Annotated in this window: 24 protein-coding genes; 2 read left to right on the plus strand and 22 right to left on the minus strand. The window is 58.3% G+C overall.

Annotation, left to right across the window (positions count from 1 at the left end; all coding sequences use genetic code 11):
• Positions 1-63 precede the first annotated feature (63 nt).
• Positions 64-1,527, minus strand: a complete 1,464-nt coding sequence (gene guaB, locus BLT77_RS03325; RefSeq protein WP_090361996.1) for an IMP dehydrogenase — start codon at positions 1,525-1,527, stop codon at positions 64-66.
• Between the two features lie 129 nt (positions 1,528-1,656).
• Between guaB and xseA the strand changes: the two genes are divergently transcribed.
• Positions 1,657-2,994: an exodeoxyribonuclease VII large subunit gene (gene xseA, locus BLT77_RS03330; protein WP_090362651.1), complete on the plus strand. Its 1,338-nt coding sequence runs from the start codon at positions 1,657-1,659 to the stop codon at positions 2,992-2,994.
• Positions 2,995-3,284: 290 nt separating this feature from the next.
• On the opposite strand, the gene der is transcribed toward xseA, so the two are convergent.
• The 8 genes from der to rlmN form a co-directional block, all read right to left on the minus strand.
• Positions 3,285-4,757, minus strand: a complete 1,473-nt coding sequence (gene der, locus BLT77_RS03340) for a ribosome biogenesis GTPase Der (protein WP_090362003.1) — start codon at positions 4,755-4,757, stop codon at positions 3,285-3,287.
• Between the two features lie 61 nt (positions 4,758-4,818).
• Positions 4,819-6,009, minus strand: coding sequence for an outer membrane protein assembly factor BamB (gene bamB, locus BLT77_RS03345; RefSeq protein ID WP_090362009.1), 1,191 nt, complete (start codon positions 6,007-6,009; stop codon positions 4,819-4,821).
• Positions 6,010-6,020: 11 nt separating this feature from the next.
• On the minus strand, positions 6,021-6,629 hold the full coding sequence (locus BLT77_RS03350) for a YfgM family protein (protein WP_090362013.1): 609 nt from the start codon (positions 6,627-6,629) through the stop codon (positions 6,021-6,023).
• 13 nt (positions 6,630-6,642) lie between these two features.
• A complete protein-coding gene (hisS, locus tag BLT77_RS03355; RefSeq protein ID WP_090362017.1) occupies positions 6,643-7,920 on the minus strand; it encodes a histidine--tRNA ligase in 1,278 nt (425 codons plus the stop codon).
• A gap of 84 nt (positions 7,921-8,004) precedes the next feature.
• On the minus strand, positions 8,005-9,120 hold the full coding sequence (gene ispG / locus BLT77_RS03360) for a flavodoxin-dependent (E)-4-hydroxy-3-methylbut-2-enyl-diphosphate synthase (protein ID WP_090362021.1): 1,116 nt from the start codon (positions 9,118-9,120) through the stop codon (positions 8,005-8,007).
• Between the two features lie 8 nt (positions 9,121-9,128).
• Entirely contained in the window at positions 9,129-10,088 is a 960-nt protein-coding gene (locus tag BLT77_RS03365; protein WP_090362024.1) for a RodZ domain-containing protein, read from the minus strand.
• Entirely contained in the window at positions 10,085-10,858 is a 774-nt protein-coding gene (pilW, locus tag BLT77_RS03370; RefSeq protein WP_090362029.1) for a type IV pilus biogenesis/stability protein PilW, read from the minus strand. Before pilW ends, BLT77_RS03365 begins: the two co-directional genes overlap by 4 nt.
• A 28-nt stretch (positions 10,859-10,886) precedes the next feature.
• Positions 10,887-12,005, minus strand: coding sequence for a dual-specificity RNA methyltransferase RlmN (gene rlmN, locus BLT77_RS03375; protein ID WP_090362032.1), 1,119 nt, complete (start codon positions 12,003-12,005; stop codon positions 10,887-10,889).
• 159 nt (positions 12,006-12,164) lie between these two features.
• On the opposite strand from rlmN, the gene BLT77_RS03380 reads away from it, so the two are divergent.
• Positions 12,165-13,223, plus strand: a complete 1,059-nt coding sequence (locus BLT77_RS03380; RefSeq protein ID WP_090362035.1) for a CNNM domain-containing protein — start codon at positions 12,165-12,167, stop codon at positions 13,221-13,223.
• 60 nt (positions 13,224-13,283) lie between these two features.
• On the opposite strand, the gene ndk is transcribed toward BLT77_RS03380, so the two are convergent.
• The 13 genes from ndk to cysE all read right to left on the minus strand — a co-directional run bounded on the left by ndk (position 13,284) and on the right by cysE (position 22,756).
• Complete coding sequence (gene ndk, locus BLT77_RS03385) at positions 13,284-13,715, minus strand: nucleoside-diphosphate kinase (protein ID WP_028114556.1); 432 nt, start codon at positions 13,713-13,715, stop codon at positions 13,284-13,286.
• Between the two features lie 111 nt (positions 13,716-13,826).
• Positions 13,827-14,387: a hypothetical protein gene (locus tag BLT77_RS03390; protein WP_143026545.1), complete on the minus strand. Its 561-nt coding sequence runs from the start codon at positions 14,385-14,387 to the stop codon at positions 13,827-13,829.
• A gap of 220 nt (positions 14,388-14,607) precedes the next feature.
• On the minus strand, positions 14,608-15,675 hold the full coding sequence (hypB, locus tag BLT77_RS03395; RefSeq protein ID WP_090362042.1) for a hydrogenase nickel incorporation protein HypB: 1,068 nt from the start codon (positions 15,673-15,675) through the stop codon (positions 14,608-14,610).
• 2 nt (positions 15,676-15,677) lie between these two features.
• Positions 15,678-16,019, minus strand: a complete 342-nt coding sequence (gene hypA / locus BLT77_RS03400) for a hydrogenase maturation nickel metallochaperone HypA (RefSeq protein ID WP_090362047.1) — start codon at positions 16,017-16,019, stop codon at positions 15,678-15,680.
• Positions 16,020-16,228: 209 nt separating this feature from the next.
• On the minus strand, positions 16,229-16,429 hold the full coding sequence (gene iscX / locus BLT77_RS03405) for a Fe-S cluster assembly protein IscX (RefSeq protein WP_090362051.1): 201 nt from the start codon (positions 16,427-16,429) through the stop codon (positions 16,229-16,231).
• Positions 16,430-16,458: 29 nt separating this feature from the next.
• On the minus strand, positions 16,459-16,797 hold the full coding sequence (gene fdx / locus BLT77_RS03410) for an ISC system 2Fe-2S type ferredoxin (protein ID WP_090362055.1): 339 nt from the start codon (positions 16,795-16,797) through the stop codon (positions 16,459-16,461).
• A gap of 8 nt (positions 16,798-16,805) precedes the next feature.
• Positions 16,806-18,656: a Fe-S protein assembly chaperone HscA gene (hscA, locus tag BLT77_RS03415; RefSeq protein ID WP_090362060.1), complete on the minus strand. Its 1,851-nt coding sequence runs from the start codon at positions 18,654-18,656 to the stop codon at positions 16,806-16,808.
• An 18-nt stretch (positions 18,657-18,674) separates the two neighbouring features.
• The gene (gene hscB, locus BLT77_RS03420) at positions 18,675-19,190 is read right to left on the minus strand and encodes a co-chaperone HscB (protein ID WP_090362065.1); all 516 of its coding nucleotides are present in this window, start codon (positions 19,188-19,190) and stop codon (positions 18,675-18,677) included.
• A gap of 63 nt (positions 19,191-19,253) precedes the next feature.
• Positions 19,254-19,577, minus strand: coding sequence for an iron-sulfur cluster assembly protein IscA (iscA, locus tag BLT77_RS03425; RefSeq protein WP_028114549.1), 324 nt, complete (start codon positions 19,575-19,577; stop codon positions 19,254-19,256).
• 14 nt (positions 19,578-19,591) lie between these two features.
• The gene (gene iscU / locus BLT77_RS03430) at positions 19,592-19,975 is read right to left on the minus strand and encodes a Fe-S cluster assembly scaffold IscU (RefSeq protein WP_090362068.1); all 384 of its coding nucleotides are present in this window, start codon (positions 19,973-19,975) and stop codon (positions 19,592-19,594) included.
• A gap of 63 nt (positions 19,976-20,038) precedes the next feature.
• On the minus strand, positions 20,039-21,253 hold the full coding sequence (locus BLT77_RS03435) for an IscS subfamily cysteine desulfurase (protein WP_090362072.1): 1,215 nt from the start codon (positions 21,251-21,253) through the stop codon (positions 20,039-20,041).
• Between the two features lie 75 nt (positions 21,254-21,328).
• Positions 21,329-21,787 (minus strand): Fe-S cluster assembly transcriptional regulator IscR, encoded by a 459-nt coding sequence (gene iscR / locus BLT77_RS03440; protein ID WP_028114546.1) that lies wholly within the window; start codon positions 21,785-21,787, stop codon positions 21,329-21,331.
• A gap of 153 nt (positions 21,788-21,940) precedes the next feature.
• Positions 21,941-22,756, minus strand: coding sequence for a serine O-acetyltransferase (cysE, locus tag BLT77_RS03445; RefSeq protein WP_090362653.1), 816 nt, complete (start codon positions 22,754-22,756; stop codon positions 21,941-21,943).
• Between the last annotated feature and the right edge of the window lie 5 nt (positions 22,757-22,761).

Genomic DNA, 22,761 nt, shown 5'->3' on the forward strand with positions numbered 1-22,761 from the left:
TGTTGTATAGGGTAGGCCACAGAAACGTTGTAAAAAGGGCAGACCTCAGTCTGCCCTCAGGAATTACCCCATGCGGTAATTCGGCGCTTCCTTGGTGATGGTCACGTCGTGCACGTGGCTCTCTTTGATGCCGGCGCCGCTGATGCGGACGAATTCCGCCTTGGTGCGCAGCTCATCGATGGTGCCACAGCCGGTCAGGCCCATGCAGGAACGCAGGCCACCCAGTTGCTGGTGAACGATCTCTTTCAGCAGCCCCTTATAAGGGATGCGACCTTCGATCCCTTCCGGAACCAGTTTGTCGGCGGCGTTGTCACTCTGGAAGTAACGATCGGAGGAGCCCTTGGTCATGGCGCCCAGAGAGCCCATGCCACGGTAGGACTTAAAGGAACGCCCTTGGTACAGCTCGATCTCACCGGGAGACTCTTCGGTACCCGCGAACAGCGAACCAGCCATGATCAGGCTGGCACCGGCGGCGATCGCCTTGGCGATGTCACCGGAATAACGGATGCCGCCGTCGGCAATTACCGGAATGCCGTACTCATTAGCGACGCTGGCCGCTTCGGATACGGCGGTGATCTGCGGCACACCGACACCGGTGACAATCCGGGTGGTGCAGATGGAACCCGGGCCGATGCCCACTTTGACGGCATTCACACCGGCATCGATCAGTGCCTTGGCACCGGCGGCGGTGGCGACGTTGCCACCGATGATCTGAACGTCAGGGAAGGCGGCGCGAGTTTCACGAATCCGCTGCAGCACCCCTTCGGAGTGACCGTGGGAGGAATCGATCAGCAGCACGTCAACGCCGGCCTCCACCAGGGCAGCCACTCGCTCTTCGTTGCCACCACCGGCACCGACGGCGGCACCGACACGCAGGCTGCCACGCTCATCTTTACAGGCGTTGGGCTTGCGCTCGGCTTTCTCGAAATCTTTCACGGTGATCAGACCGCACAGCTGGAAGGAGGCATTCACCACCAGCACTTTTTCAATGCGGTGCTTCTGCATCACCTGCTGGGCCTGCTCCAGTGGCGTGCCCTCGACCACAGTCACCAGGCGGGCTTTCGGCGTCATCACGTCGGCCACTTTCTTGGACAGGTCTTTGACAAAGCGAACGTCACGGCCGGTGATGATGCCCACCAGCTCATTGCCTTCGGTGACCACCGGGTAACCGGCAAAGCCATTCTGTTCGGTCAGTACCTTCAGATCGGCGATGGTCAATTCCGGAGTCACGGTCAGCGGATCGGCAACGATGCCGGCTTCGTATTTTTTTACCATACGAACCTGAGCCGCTTGCTTCTCGATGCTCATGTTTTTATGGATAAAACCAATGCCACCCTCTTGAGCCATGGCGATGGCCAGACGGCCTTCGGTCACGGTATCCATGGCAGCGGACACCAGAGGAATGTTCAGGCGGATGCTTTGGGTCAGTTGGGTGCCAAGCTCGGCGGTGTTCGGCAGAACAGTAGAGTGGGCAGGGACGAGTAGGACATCGTCAAAGGTAAGCGCTTCTTGTTTAATTCTTAGCATGGCAACATTTCACCGGTAGGGTTTTTGTGGGTGTAAAATATTGCCGGGGAATTATAGGGATCAAGGCTTGCCTCTGCAATCATTTATTGATATTAATTGTCGATCCAACTATTTAACACCGGGCCAACAGTGGCAAATCAAGTCCTTACCGTCTCCGCTCTGAACCGCCAACTGAAAGCCGCCGTCGAACAGCAATGGAACCGAATCTGGCTCTCCGGCGAGATTTCCAACCTGGCCACGCCCTCTTCCGGCCACTGGTATTTCACCCTCAAAGACGATCGCAGCCAGCTGCGCTGCGCCATGTTCCGTGGCCGCAACAACCGGGTGACCTTCCGGCCGGAAAACGGCATGCAGGTACTGGTGCGGGCCAGTGTCACCCTGTACGAGCCCCGGGGGGATCTGCAGCTGCTGGTGGACGCCATGCAGCCCGCCGGCGATGGCCTGCTCAAGCAGCAGTTCGACCAGTTGAAGCTGCGCTTGGCTGCCGAAGGGCTGTTTGCTTCCAGCGCCAAACAGCCGATACCGGCTCCCATCGAACGACTCGGCATCATCACCAGCCCCAGCGGCGCCGCTATTCACGACGTGCTGACGGTGCTCAAACGACGCAACCCGTCGCTGCAGGTGATCCTCTACCCCAGTCTGGTGCAGGGCAACGACGCCACCGCCAGCCTGTGCCAGGCCATAGAAACCGCCAACCGGCGGGACGAAGTCGACTGCCTGCTGCTGACCCGGGGTGGCGGCTCGCTGGAGGATTTGTGGTGCTTTAACGAAGAGGCGTTGGCCAGAGCCATCTTCGACTCCTACCTGCCGGTGGTCAGCGCCGTCGGCCACGAAGTGGACGTCAGCATCGCCGATTTTGTCGCGGATCTGCGGGCCCCGACGCCGTCGGCGGCGGCGGAACTGCTCAGCGGCGACAATCAGCATCAGTTTAAGGAGCTGGCCAACCTGCGGGCTCGGCTGCAGCGGGCCAGCACTCAACAGCTGCAGGGCCAAAGCAACCGGCTGGCGCTGCTGGAATCGCGGCTGCATGCCAGCCATCCGCAGCGGCAGCTGGACACCCTGAACCAACGCTTGGACGAGGCTCAGCTCAGGCTGCATCACCAGATGGAGCGGTGCCTGAACCAGGGCCAGCAGAGTCTGGCCCAGTTGCAGACCCGGCTGCAGAGCTGGCAACCGCAGCGGCAACTGCAGCAACGGCGACAGACCGTCACCGCGCTGCAACAGCGACTGAACCAGGGCATCAGCCACCTGCAGCAGCAAAAACAGCAGCAATTGGCCGGGCAGGCGCAAGCGCTCAATGCCATCAGCCCACTGGCGGTACTGGGCCGGGGCTACAGCATCCTTCAGAACGCCCAGGGCGTGGCCCTGACCTCTGCCGAACAGACTCAGATCGGAGAGCAGTTGAAGGCGCGCCTCAATCAGGGCCAGCTGACGCTGACGGTGACCGACAAAGACCCCGCCCCCTAATTGTCATCGACGTCGAGCCGATGCTGCGACCGCCTCAGGAAGCCAACATGCTTGGCCGGATTGGGGTTGCCTCCCTTCCTCTTACCGCCCCCGATCGCTTCAGTGCCGGCCCGCACGCCGACGCGGCCCCGGAGCCGATATTCAGCACCGGTCGGCGCCGCGGGCTTGGCGGGAGTCAACGCCCCGGGGACAACTCCTGTCCACGGCTGTCATCGGGTTTCTGCGGTTCCGGCCAGGCAACAAAAAAGGCCGCCTGGGCGACCTTTTTGCTGCTGATACGGGTGAGACCGTTAGCGACGATTGCGCAGGTGGGCCACCACCCGCTTGCGCTTCTTCAGATCATCACCGCTGAGCTTCTTACGGCGGCCATCGAAGGGGTTGGCGCCTTCCTGGAACTGAATCCGAATTGGGCTACCCATGATCTTCAGTGACTTGCGGTAGTAGTTCATCAGATAGCGCTTGTAAGAATCCGGCAGATCCTTCACCTGGTTGCCGTGCACCACCACAATCGGCGGGTTGTAACCGCCGGCGTGGGCGTACTTCAGCTTGATGCGACGGCCGTGGGACATCGGTGGCTGGTGATCGTCCACCGCCATCTTCATCACCTTGGTCAGAATCGAGGTGTTGTGACGCTGAGTGGCACTGGCGTACGCCTCCTGCACCGACTCGAACAGATGGCCGACACCGGTTCCGTGCAGCGCCGAGATAAAGTGCAGACGGGCGAAATCGATAAAGCCCAGACGCCGATCCAGCTCGCGCTTGATCTCCTCACGAACGTCGTTGCTGAGGCCGTCCCATTTGTTCACCGCAATCACCAGCGCCCGGCCGGCATTCAGGGTAAAGCCCAGTAGCGACAAGTCCTGATCCGAAATGCCATCACGGGCATCGATGGTCAGCAGCACCACGTTGGCTTCCTCGATGGCCTTCAGAGTCTTGATGACCGAGAACTTCTCTACCGCTTCATGCACCTTGCCGCGACGGCGTACACCGGCGGTGTCGATCAGCACGTACTCGCGGCCGTCACGCTCCATGGGAATAAACACCGAATCCCGGGTGGTCCCCGGCATGTCGTACACCACCACCCGCTCTTCACCGAGGATGCGGTTGGTCAGAGTGGATTTGCCGACATTGGGGCGGCCGATGATGGCCAGCTTAATCGGCTGGTCCTGCAGGCGCTTGGCCTGGGCTTCGGCGTCCTCTTCGGTGTACAGGGTCACGTCGTCATCCTGCTCACCCAGCTCATCCGCTTCCGGGTTGTCGGCGACAAACTGCTCCACGAACGGCTCGAGGGCACGCAGGATCAGACCACTGATGCCACGGTTCTGAGCGGCGGCAATCTGATGCACCTCGCCCATGCCCAGGGCGTAGAATTCGCCACAGGCGGAGTCAGCATCGATGCCATCGGTTTTGTTGGCCACCAGGAACACCGACTTCTGCTGGCTGCGCAGATGGGCGGCAATGGCCTCATCGGCCACGGTCAGGCCGGCGCGGGCGTCGACCATGAACAGCACCACATCCGCCTCATCGATGGCCGCCAGCGACTGCTCGGCCATCTTGGTTTCGATGCCCTCTTCGGTGCCATCGATACCGCCGGTATCCACCACGATGAATTCGTGCTCCCCCAGCTTGGACTGGCCGTATTTACGGTCTCGGGTCAAACCGGGGAAATCTGCCACCAGGGCATCCCGCGTACGGGTCAGGCGGTTAAACAGGGTCGATTTGCCCACATTCGGACGCCCAACCAGGGCTACCACTGGCATCATGGTGAAAACCTCTTTAATAAAAAACGCCCCCAATATGGGGGCGCAGTATTCTAGCAGTGCCTTAGCCTATTGTCACCACGGCAATGCGCCCATCCCGGGTCTGAAGGTAGATTTTATCATCCACCACCAAGGGTTGAGTATAGAGTCCGGAGCCGTCAATCTGCAGCCGGCCGACCAGGGTGCCGCTGGCGCGATCCATGATGTGCAGGTAACCCTCGAAGTCGCCCACCACCAGATACTCACCCGCCACAGCCGGGCCAGTCACCATACGACCGGTCAGGCTGCTGTTGGCCCAGGTCTCCAGACCGTTCTGACGGTTCACCGAGTACACGGTACCGCTGCTGTCGGTCAGGAACAGGGCGTTGCCCTGCAGATCCATCGGCGAGTAGCTGGAGTACTGACGCTGCCATTTGATCTGGCCACTGCGCAACTCCACCGCCGCCAGGTTGCCGTTAAATGCGGTGCCGTATACGGTTCCGCCCAGCACCAGCGGCTTGCTGTCGACGTCGACCACCCGCTCCAACTCATTGGAGCCACTGGCCTCGGCCAGCCTGGCTTCCCAGATGGGGGCCCCTTGCTGGGAGAACACCGCCACCAGTTTGCCGTCCGGAGTACCGGTCAATGCCGCGCCCTGACTGGAGGCCACACCACTGGTACCTCGCAGCACCAACGACGGCATGGTCAGCTCATAGGTCCACAGCAGTTCACCGCTGTCGACATCAAACGCCTGTACCTTGCCGGAGCCGGTATTGACCACCACCTTACCATCGACAATGGCGGGATCCGACAACAACTCACCGCGAGTGCTGGCTTGCCAGTCGACCTCGCCGGTTTCCTGGTTCAGGGCAAACAGTACCCCGTTTTCGCTGCCGATAAAAATGCGGTTAAAGCCGTGGCTGATGCCTGCAGACAGACGAGCACCGTTGTTTTTTTTCAAAGCCCCCAAGGCAAACTCGCGGCGCAGGTTCTGACGCCAGATCTCCTTGCCGGTCTGTTGGTCGTAAGCGGTGATCAGGCCGAAACGCTCGGCGGCAAACACCTTACCGTACGCCACCTCGGGAGACAGGCTGGACCAATACTCATCAATGCCATCGCCACTGCTGGCACGCCAAACCACTTCCGCGGTTACCGTAGGTTCGATCTCCGGGAGGGGAGAGACCTTAACACCAATCTCATCCTCATCGCTGGAGGCGCAGCCCATCAGGGCCAGTACCATCAGCCCGGCCAGCCATCCTTTTCCTGCCTTCGCCATCAATTTCGTCCTCAAATCGCCAGATCGTCGAGCTTCATCTGCAGCTCCTGGCTGCTGCTGCCGGCGGTCTGGGCAGCCAGATAGGCCTCCCGCGCACCCTGCAGATCACCTTGCTGCTTGAGGGCATCGCCCTTCAGCTCGTCGCGCTGGGCGACAAAGGCTTCGTTGCTGATGCCGGCCAGAGTCGCCAGGGCACCATCCAAATCACTCTGGGCCATCTGTACCCGGGCCAGACGTAACTGCACCAGCGGTTTGAAATCCGCATCGATGCTCGCCAGAACCTCGGTCAGGCGCTGGTTCGCCTGGGTCAGATCGCCGCTGTCCGCAGCGGCCTTAGCCAGCATCAGGTTCGCCAGATCGGCGTAGGCGCTGTCACCGTGGCTCAGGGTCAGCTCATCCACCGCAGCAGTCAGGGCGTCGGTGGCACCGGTCTGGGCAATGGTGGCTTCAAAGGCCACCGAGGCGGCTTCCGCCTGCTCCCGCTGATAGTCCTGATAGGTGTTCCAGCCAAACAAGCCCGCCAGGCCGATGACCGCACCACCAATGATGGAGTTTCCGTACTCTTTCCAAAACGACTTAATCGCTTCGACTTGTTGTTCTTCGGTGCTGTAGATTTCCACGTGGACTATCCCCTTAAGCGTTTACAAGAGAAGGCAGCAGTTGGCTAAGCTCTTCACGGCTCACCTGACGCTGCTCTCCTTCGCCGCGCAGTGGCTTAACCGTCACTACGCCTTGTTGCAATTCATCTTCACCGATGATCAGTGCCACTGCGGCACCGCTCTTATCGGCGCGTTTCATCTGTTTCTTAAAGTTGCCGCCACCGCAGTGGGACATCACTTTGAGCGTGGTATCGCTGCGCAACTGCTCGGCCAGCGCCATGGCACTGCTCATGGTGCCGGATCCCATGGCGCAGACGTAGCAATCCACCGCCGCTGGCAGGGCATCAAATTTACCCAGGGTATCCAACAGCAGTACCAGACGTTCGATGCCGGACGCAAACCCGACCGCCGGCGTGTCCTTGCCGCCCAACTGACCCACCAGGCCGTCGTAGCGGCCGCCGGCCAGTACCGTACCCTGAGAGCCGAGGCTGTCGGTAATCCACTCGAATACGGTGTGGTTATAGTAATCCAAACCGCGAACCAAACGGGGGTTAACGGTGTATTGGATGCCAGCAGTGTCCAGCAGTTCACACAAAAGATCAAAATGTTGTCTGGAATCGTCACCCAGGTGATCCATCAGTGCCGGAGCGTCGCTCAGCAACGCCTGTACCTGGGGATCTTTGCTGTCCAGCACCCGCAGTGGGTTGCTGTACATGCGACGCTGGCTGTCTTCATCCAGGGCCTCTTTGTGCTGCTCCAGGAACGCCACCAGGGCATCTCGGTAAGCGGCTCGCTCATCACTGCTGCCCAGGGTGTTCAGCTCCAGGCGAACCTGGCTGTCGATACCCAGGCGCTTCCACAGCTGGGCGGACATCATCAGCACTTCGGCGTCGGCGTCGGCACTGCCGATGCCATACACCTCAACGCCAAACTGATGGAACTGACGATAACGCCCCTTCTGCGGGCGCTCATGGCGGAACATCGGGCCCATGTACCACAACCGCTGCTCCTGGTTGTACAGCAAGCCATGCTGGTTGCCAGCGCGGACGGTGGAAGCGGTCCCTTCAGGACGCAGGGTCAGTGAGTCGCCATTGCGGTCCTCGAAGGTGTACATCTCCTTCTCGACAATGTCGGTCACCTCACCGATGGCCCGCTTAAACAGACCGGTCATCTCCACGATAGGGGTGCGGATCTCCTGGTACCCGTAACTGGCCACGGTATCCCGCAGCGCCGCTTCCACCCATTGCCACTTGGCGGTCTCGCCCGGCAGACAATCGTTCATGCCTCGAATCGCTTGAATCTGTTTACTCACGTTACTCTCTTTTATACGTAAAAATTCCCCGTGTCCGCTGCCCGGCCACACCGGCGAGCATACGAAACCCACGGGGAGTTCAAATTAGTCCTGAATCTCTTTGACGTCGATCTGCTGCTGCTTGATCGCCACCTGGCGGCGAATACGCTCTTCCAGCAAGGTCACCAGCTGCTCGTTATCCAAACGCTCTTTCTGACGTTCACCATCGACATAGAAACCGCTCTTGCGGTTGCTGCCCGCTAGCCCCAGATCCGACACCAACGCCTCACCCGGGCCGTTGACCACACAGCCGATGATGGAGACGTCCAACGGCGTGGTCACGTCTTCCAGACGCTGCTCCAGCTCGTTGACGGTGTTAATCACATCAAACTCCTGCCGGGAGCAGGAGGGGCAAGCGATAAAGTTGATGCCGCGGGAGCGGATGCGCAGGCTCTTAAGAATATCAAAGCCCACCTTGACCTCTTCCACCGGGTCCGCCGCCAGTGACACCCGCAAGGTATCACCGATCCCTTCGTTCAGCAGCAGTCCCAGACCGATGGCCGACTTCACCGCCCCGGCACGCTGGCCACCGGCTTCGGTGATACCAAGGTGGATTGGCTGTTCAATTTCGTCCGCCAGAAGACGATAGGCGTCCACCGCCAGGAATACATCCGAGGCTTTTACGCTGACCTTGAAATTATCAAACTCAAAGTCACGCAGAATCTGCACGTGACGCATGGCCGATTCCACCAGCGCCGCCGGCGTCGGCTCGCCGTATTTTTCCTGGATGTCTTTCTCCAGCGAGCCGGCATTGACACCGATGCGAATCGGAATGTTGCGCTCGCGGGCGGCATCCACCACCGCCTTAATCCGCTCCTGGTTACCGATGTTACCCGGGTTAATCCGCAGACAATCGGCGCCGTACTCGGCCACTTTCAGGGCGATGCGATAATCGAAATGGATGTCCGCCACCAGAGGAATGCTGGTTTGCTCCTTGATCGCCTTAAACGCCTCGGCGGCCTCCATGGTCGGCACCGACACTCGAACGATATCGGCACCGGCACGCTCGATGGCCTGAATCTGGGCCACGGTCGCCGCCACATCGGTGGTTCGGGTATTGGTCATGGACTGAACCGCGATAGGGGCACCGCCGCCAACAGGCACATTGCCCACCATTACCTGGCGGGTGTGACGACGCTTGATCGGGGATTCGTGCTGCATGGGATACCTTAATTGGCCAGGGTGATGACCGCCACCTTACCGGGGCGATAGCCTGACATGTCTATCGACTTGCCGTTGAATTCCAGCGCCACCACTTCCGGGGCACCGATACGAAGTTTAAATGGGGCTTTTCCAGACAGCGTCTGCTCATAGCCTTCGCGCTTGAGGCCCTCCATCAGGGTGTTGCCGTCGGCGTCTTTCAGCAGCATCCAGCAATCCCCCAGCAGACGGATTGACACCTGCTCCTGCACCGCCACCTGCGGTTCCGGCGCCGCCATGGTTTCTGCGGCAGCCTCCTCGGTCACAACGCCATCGTCAGAAGCCGGTTGTGGCTCGCTGGTCACGGCCGCTTCAATGGCATCGCTCCCGGCCGGTTTTGGAGTCCGGGCCGACATCTCTGTGGCCACCTCTGGCACCTGGACGCTATCGGCGTCGGCGTCTGATGCCGCTGTCTCGACACTGGCAGCGATCAGGGACGGAGTCTTAGATTGAGGCTGGGTCGCTTGCTGGACCACCGCAGGCACAGTTACCACGTTGCTGGTCTCCAGCAACGATTGGGGTTTGGTGACCCACCACCACACCAGCAGTCCAACCAGACCCAGGGCGATGACCCAGGTCAACAGCATCCAGCGGCTGTCGCGCTGTTGCTTGGAGGTGCGGCGGGAGAAGCTCTGCATGGCGGTCTGCTCCTGGGAGTGAGGCAGGGCCATCAAAGCCTGGGCAATCTGTTGCTCACTGACGCCCACCAGACGGGCGTAGTTGCGGACATAACCGCGAAGGTAGGTCGTGGTGGTGCCGGACTCGTAATCGTCGTTCTCGATCCCCTCCACCACAGAGCGGCGCAGGCTGAGACGCTGAGCAACCTGCTGGGTTGTCAGTCCGTTTGCTTCCCTGGCCGCTTTAAGCAGCGGACCTGGTGTGATCACCGTTTGTTCTTGTTGTTCTTGGTGTTGCTGATTTTCACTCATTGGTAATTCTTTGCCCGATATGCCTTAGCTTGTTCCGACTCGGGGTAATTCACCAGCAACTGCGCTCCAAAACGCTGCGCAGCTTTCTTGTGGTTTGCCCGGCTCTCTATCTCGACACCCAACCATAACGTCGCTGCCGAGGCCGCATTCATCGCGTGGTACTGGGACAACGCCAATCTGGCTTGCGGGTAGTCCTGTTGGCGAAATGCTAATTCTGCCAGTTCCAACCATAAGTCGGTGCGACCAGGATCATACTTTAATGCCATCTGAAAGTATTGCTGTGCCGGCTCCGCTAAGCCAGCTTTCAGGGCACATCGCGCCAGATTTTCGTAACTTTTTCCCTGTTTGGCGTAATCCGGCAACTCGATGGCAGCCAACAACTGCCGTTCGGATTGGGGCCACTCACCCTGACGACATAAGAATACGCCGTAGTTATTGCGGGCATCCGCACTGTGCGGATGGAGATCGATGACCCGGCGGTATACCACACCGGCCTGTGCCGTCTCCTGCACCTGCTCGAAGTAATACGCCAGAGTCAGCAGCGCGGACTCCGACTGCGGCTGGTGCTCCAGGGCTCGATCCAGGTTGCGTTTGGCGGCTTCCAGGTCTCCTCTCTCAAGATACCCCAGTGCCAGTGCCACCCGCTCTCGAGCGGCCTGTTCCGCCTCAACGGCCGGGTCGGTCTGGGTCACCTGCCGCCCATCCAGGGTGGTCTGGCTGACGCAGCCCCACAATACCATACTAATGCCAATGGCCATCCATGCCTTCATGCTGAACGACCTCCCGCCGAACAGGTAATTAATTCATTTTTACCGAAATTTGTTCACCGTGCATGCGTTTTTTCAGCATTCGCTTGGTGCGGTCTCTCACATCCCCCACCAGCTGACCGCAGGCGGCGTCGATATCGTCGCCCCGGGTCTTACGTACAATAACGGTATACCCCTTCTCCATCAATACCTTGGCAAAGCGGTCGATGCGGGAGTTCGAGCTCTTGCCGTAGGGGCTGCCCGGGTAAGGGTTAAAGGGGATCAAGTTAATCTTGCATGGGGTGTCTTTCATCAGCTGGGCCAGTTCATGGGCCTGATCGGTGCTGTCATTGATGTGATCCAGCATCACATACTCCACCGTCACCCGCCCTTTGTTGGCAAAGGACTTACCCAGATAGCCCCGCACCGACTCCAGGAACATCTGAATGTTGTACTTCTTGTTCACCGGAACCAACTGGTCACGCAGTTCATCGTTGGCCGCGTGCAAACTGATGGCCAGGGCTACGTCAATCTGGTCCCCCAGCTTATCCAGCGCCGGTACCACACCGGAGGTGGACAGGGTTACCCGTCGCTTCGACAGACAGAAGCCAAAATCATCCAGCATGATGTCCAACGCCGGAATCACGTTGGTCATGTTCAGCAGCGGCTCACCCATGCCCATCATCACCACATTGGTAATGGGCCGGTCTTTGGTGTTGCGGGACAACCCCAGGTACGTCGCCACCCGCCAGACCTGACCGATGATCTCCGCCACCGTCAGGTTGCGGTTAAAGCCTTGCTGTGCCGTAGAGCAGAAACTGCATTCCAGGGCACAACCCACCTGGGAGGAAACACATAAGGTGGCGCGGTCGTCCTCGGGAATGTAGACGGTCTCCACCTCCTGGCCATTACCCACATCGATGGCAAACTTGATGGTGCCATCGGAGGAGTGCTGGCTGTCGGCAATCTGCGGCGCTTCGATGCAGGCCAACTCGCTCAACTTGGCCCGCAAGCCTTTGTTGAAGTTGGTCATCTCATCGAAGTTATCCTGACCGAAGTGATAGATCCATTTCATCATCTGATCGGCACGAAACGACTTCTCGCCCAGCTCGGCAAAAAACTCCCGCATCGCTTTACGATTCAGGTTTAATAAATTGACCTTCTCAGTCATCTGAAATGCTCCTCGACTCTGGCCCGAAAATGGCGCGCAATTGTACAGGGTAAGCCAGTGTAAAGTCTACCACAGCCCACGTCAGACGGGATTCAGGTGCGTCGGGCGCGGTTCATGCTAAACTAGCGGCACACTTCTTATATTGTCTGAATTTACTCAATGTTTCTGTTAGTCACATACATTCTGGCTGCCATCGGCGTTTCCTTTATCTGTAGCGTCTTTGAAGCCGCGTTGTTGAGTGTCACCCCCAGTTACATCGCTAACCTGAAAAGCTCCAACCCCAAGGCGGCCGCCCGTCTCAAGGCCCAGAAAGAGGACGTCGAAGCGCCGCTGGTGGCAATTCTGACCCTCAATACCATTGCCCACACCGCCGGTGCCGCCGGCGCCGGTGCCCAGGCCGCCAAGGTCTTTGGCGACGACATGCTGGGCCTGTTCTCGGCGGTGCTGACCCTGGCCATTCTGTTCTTCTCCGAGATCATCCCCAAGACGCTGGGAGCGAACTACTGGCGCTCGCTGGCGCCGCCGGTCTCCCTGGCTCTCAACTGGATGGTGACCCTGACCAAACCGCTGGTATGGGTCTCACTGAAAGTCACCCGCCTGATGGGCAAGGGCGAGCAGGGGCACTACATTCGTGCCGAGATGTCGGCCATGGCCGACGTGGGCCATCAATCCGGCGAGCTGGATGAAAAGGAGTCCAGCATTCTCAAGCAACTGCTGAACGCCCGGAATGTGCCGGTCACCGCGGTGATGACCCCGCGCACCGTGATTCACTCCGCCAGCCAGCACACCACTCTGCATGAGTTTGTCAGCAGCGAGGGCGGCATGCACTTCACCCGCATTCCGGTGCACGACGAGGACCGAGATGACATCGTCGGCTACGTTCACCGGGCCGAGGTGCTGTTAGCGGAAAAAAGCAGCCCTGACAAGCCTTTGCGCTCATTGAAAAAGCCGATCCTGGTGTTGCCAGAAGGCACCAAGCTGATGGCGGTGTTTGAGCAACTGCTGAAGCGCCACACCCAGATTGCCATCGTGGTGGATGAATACGGCAGCGTGCTGGGCGTCGTCACCATGGAGGACATCATCGAGTCGCTGCTGGGCCTGGAGATTGTCGACATGACCGACCCCGCCGCCGACATGCAGGTGGTCGCACGAAAACTGTGGGAACAGCGCAAGAAGAAGCGCGGCATCGAACTGAGTGACAACGACTCCGAGGAGTAACCGTCAACCCAAACAAAAAAAGCGCCCCAAGGGCGCTTTTTTTGTTCTGTCGGCAACCGATTAACGGGTACGTGGGCAGATCTCTTCCTGAGTGAAGAAGTACGCGATTTCACGCTCGGCAGACGCAACCGCATCGGAACCGTGAACGGCGTTTTCATCAATGGAATTCGCGAAGTCGCTGCGCAGGGTGCCGCGAGCCGCTTCGGCAGGGTTGGTGGCACCCATGATTTCACGGTTGGCCAGAACGGCGTTTTCGCCTTCCAGGCACTGAACCATGATAGGACCAGAGGTCATGAACTCAACCAGTGCACCAAAGAAAGGACGCTCTTTGTGCTCGGCGTAGAAACCCTCGGCCTGCTCCTGGCTCAGGTGAACCATTTTAGACGCGATGATCTTCAGGCCGGCGCTTTCAAAACGGCTGTAGATGGCACCGATCAGGTTTTTGGCAACGGCATCGGGCTTAACGATGGAAAAAGTGCGTTCAATCGCCATTTTTCTCTCCATATTTAGGGTTGTTATATAATTTGGCGCGGATTATATGCTAACCCGCGCCAAAAATCCCGACTTAAATCACACCGGAGCCTAAATCCAGCCCTGCAGAGATCACGTTTTACACAGGTATTTGACCCCGATCCACAGCCGATGATCGTCACAGCAGCGTCGCATGCGGGTGACAAAGCCTAAGCCATTGCCGATCTCCATCGCCTCATGCAGCGCTTCGGCGGAGTCGGTCTGTTGCTGCGGTATCGCCAGCAGCAGGCGGCCGCATTTGGCCAGTAAGCGCCAACTGAACTGAATCTCGCGGGCCATGTCGCTGCCGGACTCGGTGGTGGCACCCAGCCACACGACCGCCTGGTAATCGACACTGCGAACCGCCGGACCACGCACCAGCACCTGAACCGAAGGCAGATCGGCATACTGTTGCTTCAACATGGCAGACTTCATGACGTGATCGGTCAGGATATCAATCCTGCCAAGTTCTCCGACCTGCTGTGCCAGCATACGGACGAAGATCTCGTCACAGGGTGAGATCACCAGCACTCGTTCACCTCGTTTGAGTGCCAGCTTGCGCAGAATAAATTTGTATTTCCACTCAGGAAACGCATCATCCGAAACTGCTGGATGAGAAACTGGAGAGGGAGTTTTGCGGACTTCTTGTTGCATTGTTATTTTCCGCCCCGAATTATTGGTTTAATGTCGCTCGGTTAGCACCTTGTTCAGCGATTAGACAACATACTGCGTTAGCGGTTAAAAAAACAACCCCTTTTTGCCGTCACTGTGACATAGCGACCGATTGTTTTATGAACTGTATTTTTCTTCGAAATGAGGTGAATGGGGGCTAAAAATGAGAAAGCCGACCCACTTTCGTGGATCGGCTCCGAGTTTATTTACGCTGCGACTGTAACCAGTCTATCCACTCCGGCACCCCTTCGCCGGTGGTGGCGGACACGCAGATCACCTCGATATCCGGGTTCACTTTGCGGGCATTGTCAATGCACAGCTGCACATCGAAATCCAGGTGCGGCAGCAGATCCACCTTGTTCACCAGCATCAGGGACGACGCCGCAAACATGTCCGGGTACTTCAGCGGCTTGTCTTCCCCCTCGGTGACCGACAGGATGGCAATCTTGTGGCGCTCACCGAGATCAAAGCCGGCCGGGCACACCAGGTTGCCGACATTCTCGATGAAGATCAGCTCGCCACCGTCCAACTCCAGCCGTTCGCAGGCGCTGGCAATCATGGCGGCGTCCAGGTGACAGCCTTTACCGGTATTGACCTGAATGGCCCGCACTCCGGTCTCTCGAATGCGATCGGCGTCGTTGGCGGTCTCCTGATCACCCTCGATCACCACCACCTTATCGGCGGCCAGACGACGGCAGGTTTCGGTCAGCAGGGTGGTTTTACCGGAGCCCGGGCTGGACACCAGGTTCACCACCAGTTGCTTGTTCATGGCAAACTTAAGACGGTTCTCCTGAGCAATGGCGTCGTTTTTTCCCAGGATATCCTGCTCAATCTGCACCATCCGCGACTGGCTCATGCCCGGCGCATGGGCGTGGGCCGGGCCCTGACCATAGTGAAGATTGTCACCCTGACGCTGCGGCGCAAACTGCGCGGGTGCTGGCGTCTCGACCGCCACCGGGGCCGAAGTCGTGACCTCAGGCTGTGGCAGTGCATCAGCGCTGACATGATAGTGGTAATGGTGCACCACATCGCCCTGGTGATGATAGTGATGATGCACCTGGGTGACGCGCTCCTGAGCCTCATGACCGTGGGAGTGATCATGGGAGTGACCGTGCGAATGGCCGTGCTGGTGGGAGTGATCATGAGAATGATCGTGATCATGGGAGTGACCGTGGGAATGGCCATGGTCATGGGGGTGGTCATGATCGTGATGATGATGACCCCCTTCAATTTTAACGTTGCCTTCCGCGCATCCGCATACTGTGCACATACTTACTCTACCTCTAAGGATTTGACCCGCATTTGTGTTCCGTCCACCACCTGCAGCGAGAAACCACCGCATCTCGGGCAGGGGTCACCGCGTTTGTGCAGCGGAACCTGAACCGAACAATCGAAACAATACGCCAACCCGGAAACCGGCTCTATGGTCAGCACACAGCCCTCGGCCAGGGTGTCCCGGGTAATGACATCAAAACTGAATCGCAGCGACTCCAGCTCCACACCAGCCAGTTCGCCCACCGCCAGGCACACTTCGGTAACCCGTGAAAAATTCTGTTTCTTGGCTTCATTTTCCAGAATCTGAACGATCCCTTCCGCCAGTGACATCTCGTGCATAGTCCGTTTCCATTGTGCCCGCTTCGGGCGGGGTGACGCCTAAGGTGATTCTGCCGTTTCCGGCCGGTCTGGCCATCTTACTCAGGAAGGGGGAGTCGAAACTTTGTTCTCTATCATAAAAATTAAAAAAAGGTCATAACGACGCCGGCGACGGCCGTCAGGCACAAAAAAGCGGAGCCCAAGGCTCCGCTTTCCATGTCGGCGGCGACTTACTCCGCCTCGTCGATCCAGGCCTGCTGAATCGCTTCCAGAATCTTCTCGTTGCAGTGATCCGGATCATCACTGAAACCGTCCAGCTCCAGTACCCACTGGCGCAGTTCGGTAAACCTCAGCTGAGTCGGGTCCACATCCGGCCGTGCATCACACAGCTCTATGGCGATCTCCTGAACGTCGATCCATTTCAATTCCATCAGAGTCACTCCTTGTTCACAGAGAGGGATCAGTGATTCTCGCTGACCTGGTTGACGGTATAGCGGGGAATGTCCACTACCAGATCCTCGCCTTCCACCTTAGCCTGACAAGAAAGACGAGATTCCGGTTCCAGACCCCAGGCCTTATCCAGCATATCATCTTCCAGTTCGTCGCTCTCTTCCAGTGAGTCAAAGCCCTCCCGAACCACCACATGGCAGGTGGTGCAGGCACAGGACTTCTCACAAGCATGCTCAATCTCGATGCCGTTTCGAAGCGCTACATCCAGAATGGTTTCACCGCTCTCGGCCTGGGCTTCCAGCCCCTCGGGGCAATGTTCTTCACTGGGTAGAAAAATAATCTTTGGCATAGTAAACCTTATACGTTATCAACCGATTGCCCCGACAACGCGCGACGGATCGACAGATCCATGCGGCGGGCAGCAAATTCGGCACTGGCCTTATCCAGGGCGTCGATGGCGTCTTTAATCGACTGGCCATCGGTTCCTTCACATAACTGTTGCAACTGTTCCATTCGGGTCACCAGCGCCTGCTGGTCCGGCTGACGCAGCAGCTCGGCACCGTCCGCAGCCAGGGCGGCGGTCAGACTCTCGATAACCCGCTGGGCTTCGATGCGCTGCTCGGTCAACATGCGCAGTTCGATGTCCTCTTTGGCGTGGGTCATCGACTCGGTCAGCATACGGGTAATCTCCCCTTCGCTGAGACCAAACGACGGCTTCACCTGAATCGAGGTCTGAACACCGGAGGTTTTCTCCTGCGCCGTCACCGACAGCAGGCCATCGGCATCGACCTGGAAGGTCACCCGAATCACCGCCGTGCCCGCCGCCATCGGCGGAATCCCCTGCAGCACAAACCGCGCCAGAGATCGGCAATCCGCCACCATCTCCCGCTCGCCCTGCACCACGTGGATCGCCATCGCCGACTGACCGTCTTTAAAGGTAGTGAACTCCTGCGCCCGGGCCACCGGGATGGTGGTGTTGCGAGGAATCACCTTCTCGGTCAGCCCGCCCATGGTCTCCAGTCCCAGAGACAGCGGCGCCACGTCCAGCAGCAGCATGTCGGAGTCAGGTTTGTTGCCCACTAGAATGTCCGCCTGAATCGAGGCGCCAATGGCCACCACCCGATCCGGGTCGATACTGGTCAACGGCGGACGGTCAAAGAACTCGCCCACCAGATCACGCACCATCGGCACCCGGGTGGATCCACCGACCATCACCACCTCCAGTACCTCTTCGCGCTCAAGGCCGGCATCGCGCAGACTGCGGCGGCATGCCATCAGGGTACGCTTAACCAGAGGGGCAATCAGGTCGTTAAACTGAGTCCGGCTGACCTCGCCCTGCCAGTCACCCACCGTGGCCGTTACCACCGCGGCATCGGTCAGGGCTTCCTTAACCCGGCAGGCCTCACTTTGCAGTTGCCGGCGCAGACTGGCGTCCGCATCGACGATGCCAGCCCGCTCACTCAGGTGCTCCGCCAACAGGTGATCGAAATCATCGCCCCCCAGCGCCGAATCACCGCCGGTGGCCAACACCTCAAACACGCCCTGGTTCAACCTGAGAATCGAGATGTCGAAGGTGCCGCCGCCAAGATCATACACCGCGATCACCCCTTCCTGGCCGGAATCCAGACCATAGGCAATGGCCGCGGCCGTCGGCTCGTTCAACAGTCTAAGCACCTTGATGCCCACCAGTTCGGCGGCGTCCTTGGTGCCCTGACGCTGGGCATCGTCAAAATAGGCCGGCACGGTGATCACCGCCCCCTGCAGGGGACCGCCTAGGGTGGCTTCGGCACGGGCAATCAGAGGTTTGAGCACCTCTGACGACACCTGAACCGGGTTAACCCGGCCGCCGCGGGTCACAAACAGCGGCAGTTGGTTGTCGGACGCCTCCAGCAGGTACGGCAGACTCGGATAGCGGCTCTGCACGTCCTCCAGCGAACGCCCCATAAAGCGTTTTACCGATACAATGGTGTTGTGAGGATCGGCACTGGCCTGATCAAACGCCTCGGCCCCCACCTCGACACCGTCATCCAGGTAGCGCACCACCGACGGCATACGATGACGTCCGGAGTCGTCGGCCAGGGTTTGAGCCTGTCCGCTGCGCACCGCCGCCACCAGAGAGTTGGTGGTCCCTAAATCAATGCCCACCGCCAGTTTGTGTTGGTGGGGAGCGGCCATCTGGCCAGGTTCAGCAATTTGAAGTAACGCCATAATCTTTGATGTGGAGCGCTAGGCCAACAACCGGTCTTCCAGCTGCGCCAGCTCCTCCTCCAGCTTTTTCATGAATTTTAGTTTCCGTACCGAATCGGCAGCGTCCTGCCACTGCCGGGCTTCCAACTGGTCGACCATCAGCTGCATCATGGTACGGGTCTGGCGAGTCAACTCATCAGCAAAATCCATTGCTGCCGCTTCCACATCTGAAGCAGTTTCAATCTCTTCCAGCGATTCCCTCAGCATCATCTGCTGCATCAGGAAGCCGGTGTCCTTAATGGTCTGAGTCTCGCCCTGAAGCGTCACCCCATTGAGCGACAGCAGGTACTGTGCCCGGGCAACGGGTTGTTTCAGGGTTTGGAAGGCATCGTTGATTTCGGCGGCCTTTTGCACCGCAAGCAACTTGTCGCGCTCGGAGGCATCGGCAAAATTATCGGGGTGAACGGCGCGCTGCAGCTCTCGATAACGGCCGCTTAAAACAGTAACGTCCACCTGGAACGCCACCGGAAGGTCGAACAACTCGAAGTAGTTCATCGATATCCCTTATACCCACAAGGCACCGCGGCGATCCCATCGCCAACGGTGCCCCGATGGATATCAAACAGTAAAGCTCTCTCCGCAGCCACATTCGCCCTGGGCATTGGGGTTATTGAATTTGAAGCCCTCGTTCAGCCCCTCTTTGACGAAGTCCAGTTCGACACCATCGAGGTGAATCAGGCTCTTGGCATCAATAATGACATTGACGCCCTTGTCCTCGAACACTTCATCATCGGGGTTGAGGTCGTCAACAAACTCAATGACGTAAGCCAGACCGGAGCAACCCGAGGTTTTCAGTCCCAAGCGCAATCCAATGCCTCGGCCGCGATTGGTCAAAAACTGCTTTACCCGTTCGGCCGCAGCCTCGGTCATAGAGATGGCCATATCGACTCCTGCTACTACTTGTCTTGCTTGCTGTTGTAATCGGCGATGGCCGCTTTGATCGCGTCCTCGGCCAGAATAGAACAGTGGATTTTAACCGGAGGCAACGCCAGCTCTTCGGCGATCTCGGTGTTTTTGATGGCCGCCGCTTCATCCAGCGTCTTGCCTTTCACCCACTCGGTGATCAGCGAGCTGGAAGCGATGGCACTGCCGCAACCGTAGGTCTTGAACTTGGCGTCTTCGATAACACCCTCGTCATCGATTTTCAGCTGCAGCTTCATTACGTCGCCGCACGCCGGGGCACCGACCATGCCGGTTGCCACGCTGGGATCGTTCTTGTCAAAAGCACCAACGTTGCGTGGGTTCTCGTAGTGATCGATAACCTTTTCACTGTATGCCATGATTACGCTCCAATTTCCAAAACTTGTCGAAGTGGGGCCACCATCAGGCGACCCTCATTATTATTAATGGGCAGCCCATTCCACCTGGGACAGGTCAACACCGTCTTTGAACATGTCCCACAGCGGTGACATTTCACGCAGTTTTTCGATGGCGCCGCGAATCTTGCCGATGGCGTGATCGATCTCCTCCTCGGTGGTAAAGCGACCGATGGAGAAGCGAATGGAGCTGTGGGCCAGTTCATCGCTCATGCCCAGGGCCCGCAACACGTAGCTGGGCTCCAGGCTGGCAGAGGTACAGGCCGAACCGGACGATACCGCCAGGTCGCTGAGCGCCATCATCAGGGATTCACCTTCAACGTAGTTGAAGCTGATGTTGAGGTTTGACACCAGGCGCTGTTCCAGATCGCCGTTGATGTACACCTCTTCAATATCTTTGATGCCGTCGAGCAGACGATCACGCAGAGCTCGCAGGCGCTCGGTTTCGGCACCCATCTCCTCTTTGGCGATGCGACAGGCTTCGCCCAGCCCCACCAGCTGATGGGTTGCCAGGGTACCGGAACGCATACCGCGCTCATGGCCACCACCGTGCATCTGAGCCTCGAGTCGAACCCGGGGCTTACGGCGCACATACAGGGCACCGATGCCCTTGGGGCCATACATCTTATGGGCCGAGATGGAGATCAGATCCACCTTCATCGCCTTCACATCGATGGGCAGCTTTCCGGCGCTCTGAGCCGCATCTACGTGCAACAGAATGCCTTTGCTGCGACACAGCTCGCCAATGGCGGCAATGTCATGAATGACGCCAATTTCGTTGTTCACGTGCATGATGGACACCAGGGTGGTGTCATCACGCATGGCCGCTTCAAAGCGCTCCAACGGAATGATGCCGTTACTGTCCGGGTCCAGGTAAGTCACCTCAAACCCTTCACGCTCCAGCTGCCGACAGGTATCCAGCACCGCTTTGTGCTCGGTTTTGCTGGTAATGATGTGCTTGCCTTTTTTCTGATAAAAGTGGGCAACGCCCTTAATGGCAAGGTTATCGGACTCGGTGGCACCGGAAGTAAATACGATTTCACGAGGATCGGCATTAAGCAGATCCGCCACCTGGTTACGGGCCACATCTACCGCTTCTTCGGCCTGCCAGCCAAATTTGTGCGAACGAGAAGCGGGGTTACCGTACATCCCTTCAGTGGTAAGGTACTGAACCATCTTCTCAGCGACACGAGGGTCAACAGGGGTGGTTGCAGAATAATCAAAATAGATCGGAAGTTTCATTACCTTCTCCGACTTGAGCCGACCAAAACATGGTGTCGGCGGTTAGTTACAACATGGCGAAATCGCCAAAAACCGTTATTGAGCGTGCGCTTTGGCTTGTTGTTGCTCCTGACGTACGGAAACCACCTTTACGTCATGATTTGACATCAAGTCAGCCAGGCTGATGCCATTTAAAAATCCGGCAATACGGTCGCTGAGGTCCCCCCACAGCGAGTGAGTCAGACAGCGGGCACCGCTTTGGCAATTGCTCAAGCCATTGCAGCGGGTGGCATCCACGGATTCATCCACGGCGTGCACCACCATGCCAACGGCGATGTCGGCGGCATCCTGACCGAGGAGGTAGCCGCCACCCGGGCCGCGGACACTGCTGACCAAGCCATTTTTGCGAAGTTTTGCAAACAGCTGCTCCAGGTACGACAATGAAATACCTTGTCGTTCCGAGATGTCTGCCAATGGCACCGGCCCCTCGGAGGAGTGCAGCGCCACATCTAAAATGGCAGTGACCGCGTAGCGGCCTTTGGATGTTAATCTCATAGCCTGTCCCTTAATTGCAACACCAGCACTATACCATATACCCGAGTAAATTACTCAAGTATTATTTTGGTGCGGCTAACCGGGTATTTCGATTAACAAATTGGAATACCCCAGCAGGTAGCTGGGGCATTTAACCTTATTCAGCACTGGGATTCAAATACCTGGATCAAATCTTTCGTGCTCTTTACGGCGACTGTCGGCCGCTTCCTGCTCCGCATCGACAAATGCGGTCACATTCAGCTCCGGCAACTGACTGATTTCAACGCTGCTCCCCTGCTCCTTAAGCGCTTGACATATCTCGCTCATACGGGCGTCGATAAGGTGCATATGGTCAAGCATGGAGCCGATGGCACTGGCCACAGGATCCGGATTATCAGGCGAAACGGCGTAAGCATCGAAGCCGTATTTTTTTGCCAAATGTGTGCGCCGGTGCTCTTTTTCCCGCTCTGCCTTGCTGATCACGGTTCGGGCAGGAATGCCGGTCACGGTATTACCCGGGTCGACCGGTTTGACCACCACCGAGTTGGATCCCACCCGGGCGCCTTCGCCAATCTCCAGCGGCCCCAGAATTTTAGCTCCGGCTCCCACCACCACATTGTTGTGCAGGGTCGGGTGGCGTTTGCCGGCATTCCAGCTGGTGCCCCCCAGCGTCACCCCGTGGTACAGGGTCACGTCATCACCGATCTCGGCGGTTTCACCGATGACCACGCCCATGCCGTGATCAATAAAGAATCGGCGTCCGATGCGAGCGCCGGGATGAATCTCCACACCGGTGGCCCAACGGGAAAACGTCGATAACAACCGCGCCGACAACCGCCAGTTACGACACCAGAGCTTATGAGAAATCCGATGCAGCCAGATCGCCTGCATACCCGGGTAGTTTGTCAGGATCTCAAAGGCACTGTTGGCCGCCGGATCGCGGTGATAGATAGAGGCGATGTCCTCTTTCAGTCGTGCTCGTATTCCCATGTGCT

It is taken from the genome of Ferrimonas sediminum (genome assembly GCF_900100175.1).
Taxonomy (GTDB): domain Bacteria; phylum Pseudomonadota; class Gammaproteobacteria; order Enterobacterales; family Shewanellaceae; genus Ferrimonas; species Ferrimonas sediminum.

What these genes read in the sequence shown, in the direction of transcription:
- der (WP_090362003.1), bottom strand. Translation starts at nt 4,757, where the DNA reads ATGATGCCAGTGGTAGCCCTGGTTGGGCGTCCGAATGTGGGCAAATCG.
- iscU (WP_090362068.1), bottom strand. Translation starts at nt 19,975, where the DNA reads ATGGCATACAGTGAAAAGGTTATCGATCACTACGAGAACCCACGCAAC.
- cysE (WP_090362653.1), bottom strand. Translation starts at nt 22,756, where the DNA reads ATGGGAATACGAGCACGACTGAAAGAGGACATCGCCTCTATCTATCAC.
- ndk (WP_028114556.1), bottom strand. Translation starts at nt 13,715, where the DNA reads ATGGCGATTGAACGCACTTTTTCCATCGTTAAGCCCGATGCCGTTGCC.
- BLT77_RS03435 (WP_090362072.1), bottom strand. Translation starts at nt 21,253, where the DNA reads ATGAAACTTCCGATCTATTTTGATTATTCTGCAACCACCCCTGTTGAC.
- BLT77_RS03365 (WP_090362024.1), bottom strand. Translation starts at nt 10,088, where the DNA reads ATGAGTGAAAATCAGCAACACCAAGAACAACAAGAACAAACGGTGATC.
- ispG (WP_090362021.1), bottom strand. Translation starts at nt 9,120, where the DNA reads ATGCAGCACGAATCCCCGATCAAGCGTCGTCACACCCGCCAGGTAATG.
- pilW (WP_090362029.1), bottom strand. Translation starts at nt 10,858, where the DNA reads ATGAAGGCATGGATGGCCATTGGCATTAGTATGGTATTGTGGGGCTGC.
- hscA (WP_090362060.1), bottom strand. Translation starts at nt 18,656, where the DNA reads ATGGCGTTACTTCAAATTGCTGAACCTGGCCAGATGGCCGCTCCCCAC.
- guaB (WP_090361996.1), bottom strand. Translation starts at nt 1,527, where the DNA reads ATGCTAAGAATTAAACAAGAAGCGCTTACCTTTGACGATGTCCTACTC.
- iscX (WP_090362051.1), bottom strand. Translation starts at nt 16,429, where the DNA reads ATGGAATTGAAATGGATCGACGTTCAGGAGATCGCCATAGAGCTGTGT.
- bamB (WP_090362009.1), bottom strand. Translation starts at nt 6,009, where the DNA reads ATGGCGAAGGCAGGAAAAGGATGGCTGGCCGGGCTGATGGTACTGGCC.
- hypA (WP_090362047.1), bottom strand. Translation starts at nt 16,019, where the DNA reads ATGCACGAGATGTCACTGGCGGAAGGGATCGTTCAGATTCTGGAAAAT.
- iscR (WP_028114546.1), bottom strand. Translation starts at nt 21,787, where the DNA reads ATGAGATTAACATCCAAAGGCCGCTACGCGGTCACTGCCATTTTAGAT.
- rlmN (WP_090362032.1), bottom strand. Translation starts at nt 12,005, where the DNA reads ATGACTGAGAAGGTCAATTTATTAAACCTGAATCGTAAAGCGATGCGG.
- fdx (WP_090362055.1), bottom strand. Translation starts at nt 16,797, where the DNA reads ATGCCAAAGATTATTTTTCTACCCAGTGAAGAACATTGCCCCGAGGGG.
- hypB (WP_090362042.1), bottom strand. Translation starts at nt 15,675, where the DNA reads ATGTGCACAGTATGCGGATGCGCGGAAGGCAACGTTAAAATTGAAGGG.
- BLT77_RS03390 (WP_143026545.1), bottom strand. Translation starts at nt 14,387, where the DNA reads ATGCAACAAGAAGTCCGCAAAACTCCCTCTCCAGTTTCTCATCCAGCA.
- hscB (WP_090362065.1), bottom strand. Translation starts at nt 19,190, where the DNA reads ATGAACTACTTCGAGTTGTTCGACCTTCCGGTGGCGTTCCAGGTGGAC.
- BLT77_RS03380 (WP_090362035.1), top strand. Translation starts at nt 12,165, where the DNA reads ATGTTTCTGTTAGTCACATACATTCTGGCTGCCATCGGCGTTTCCTTT.
- iscA (WP_028114549.1), bottom strand. Translation starts at nt 19,577, where the DNA reads ATGGCCATCTCTATGACCGAGGCTGCGGCCGAACGGGTAAAGCAGTTT.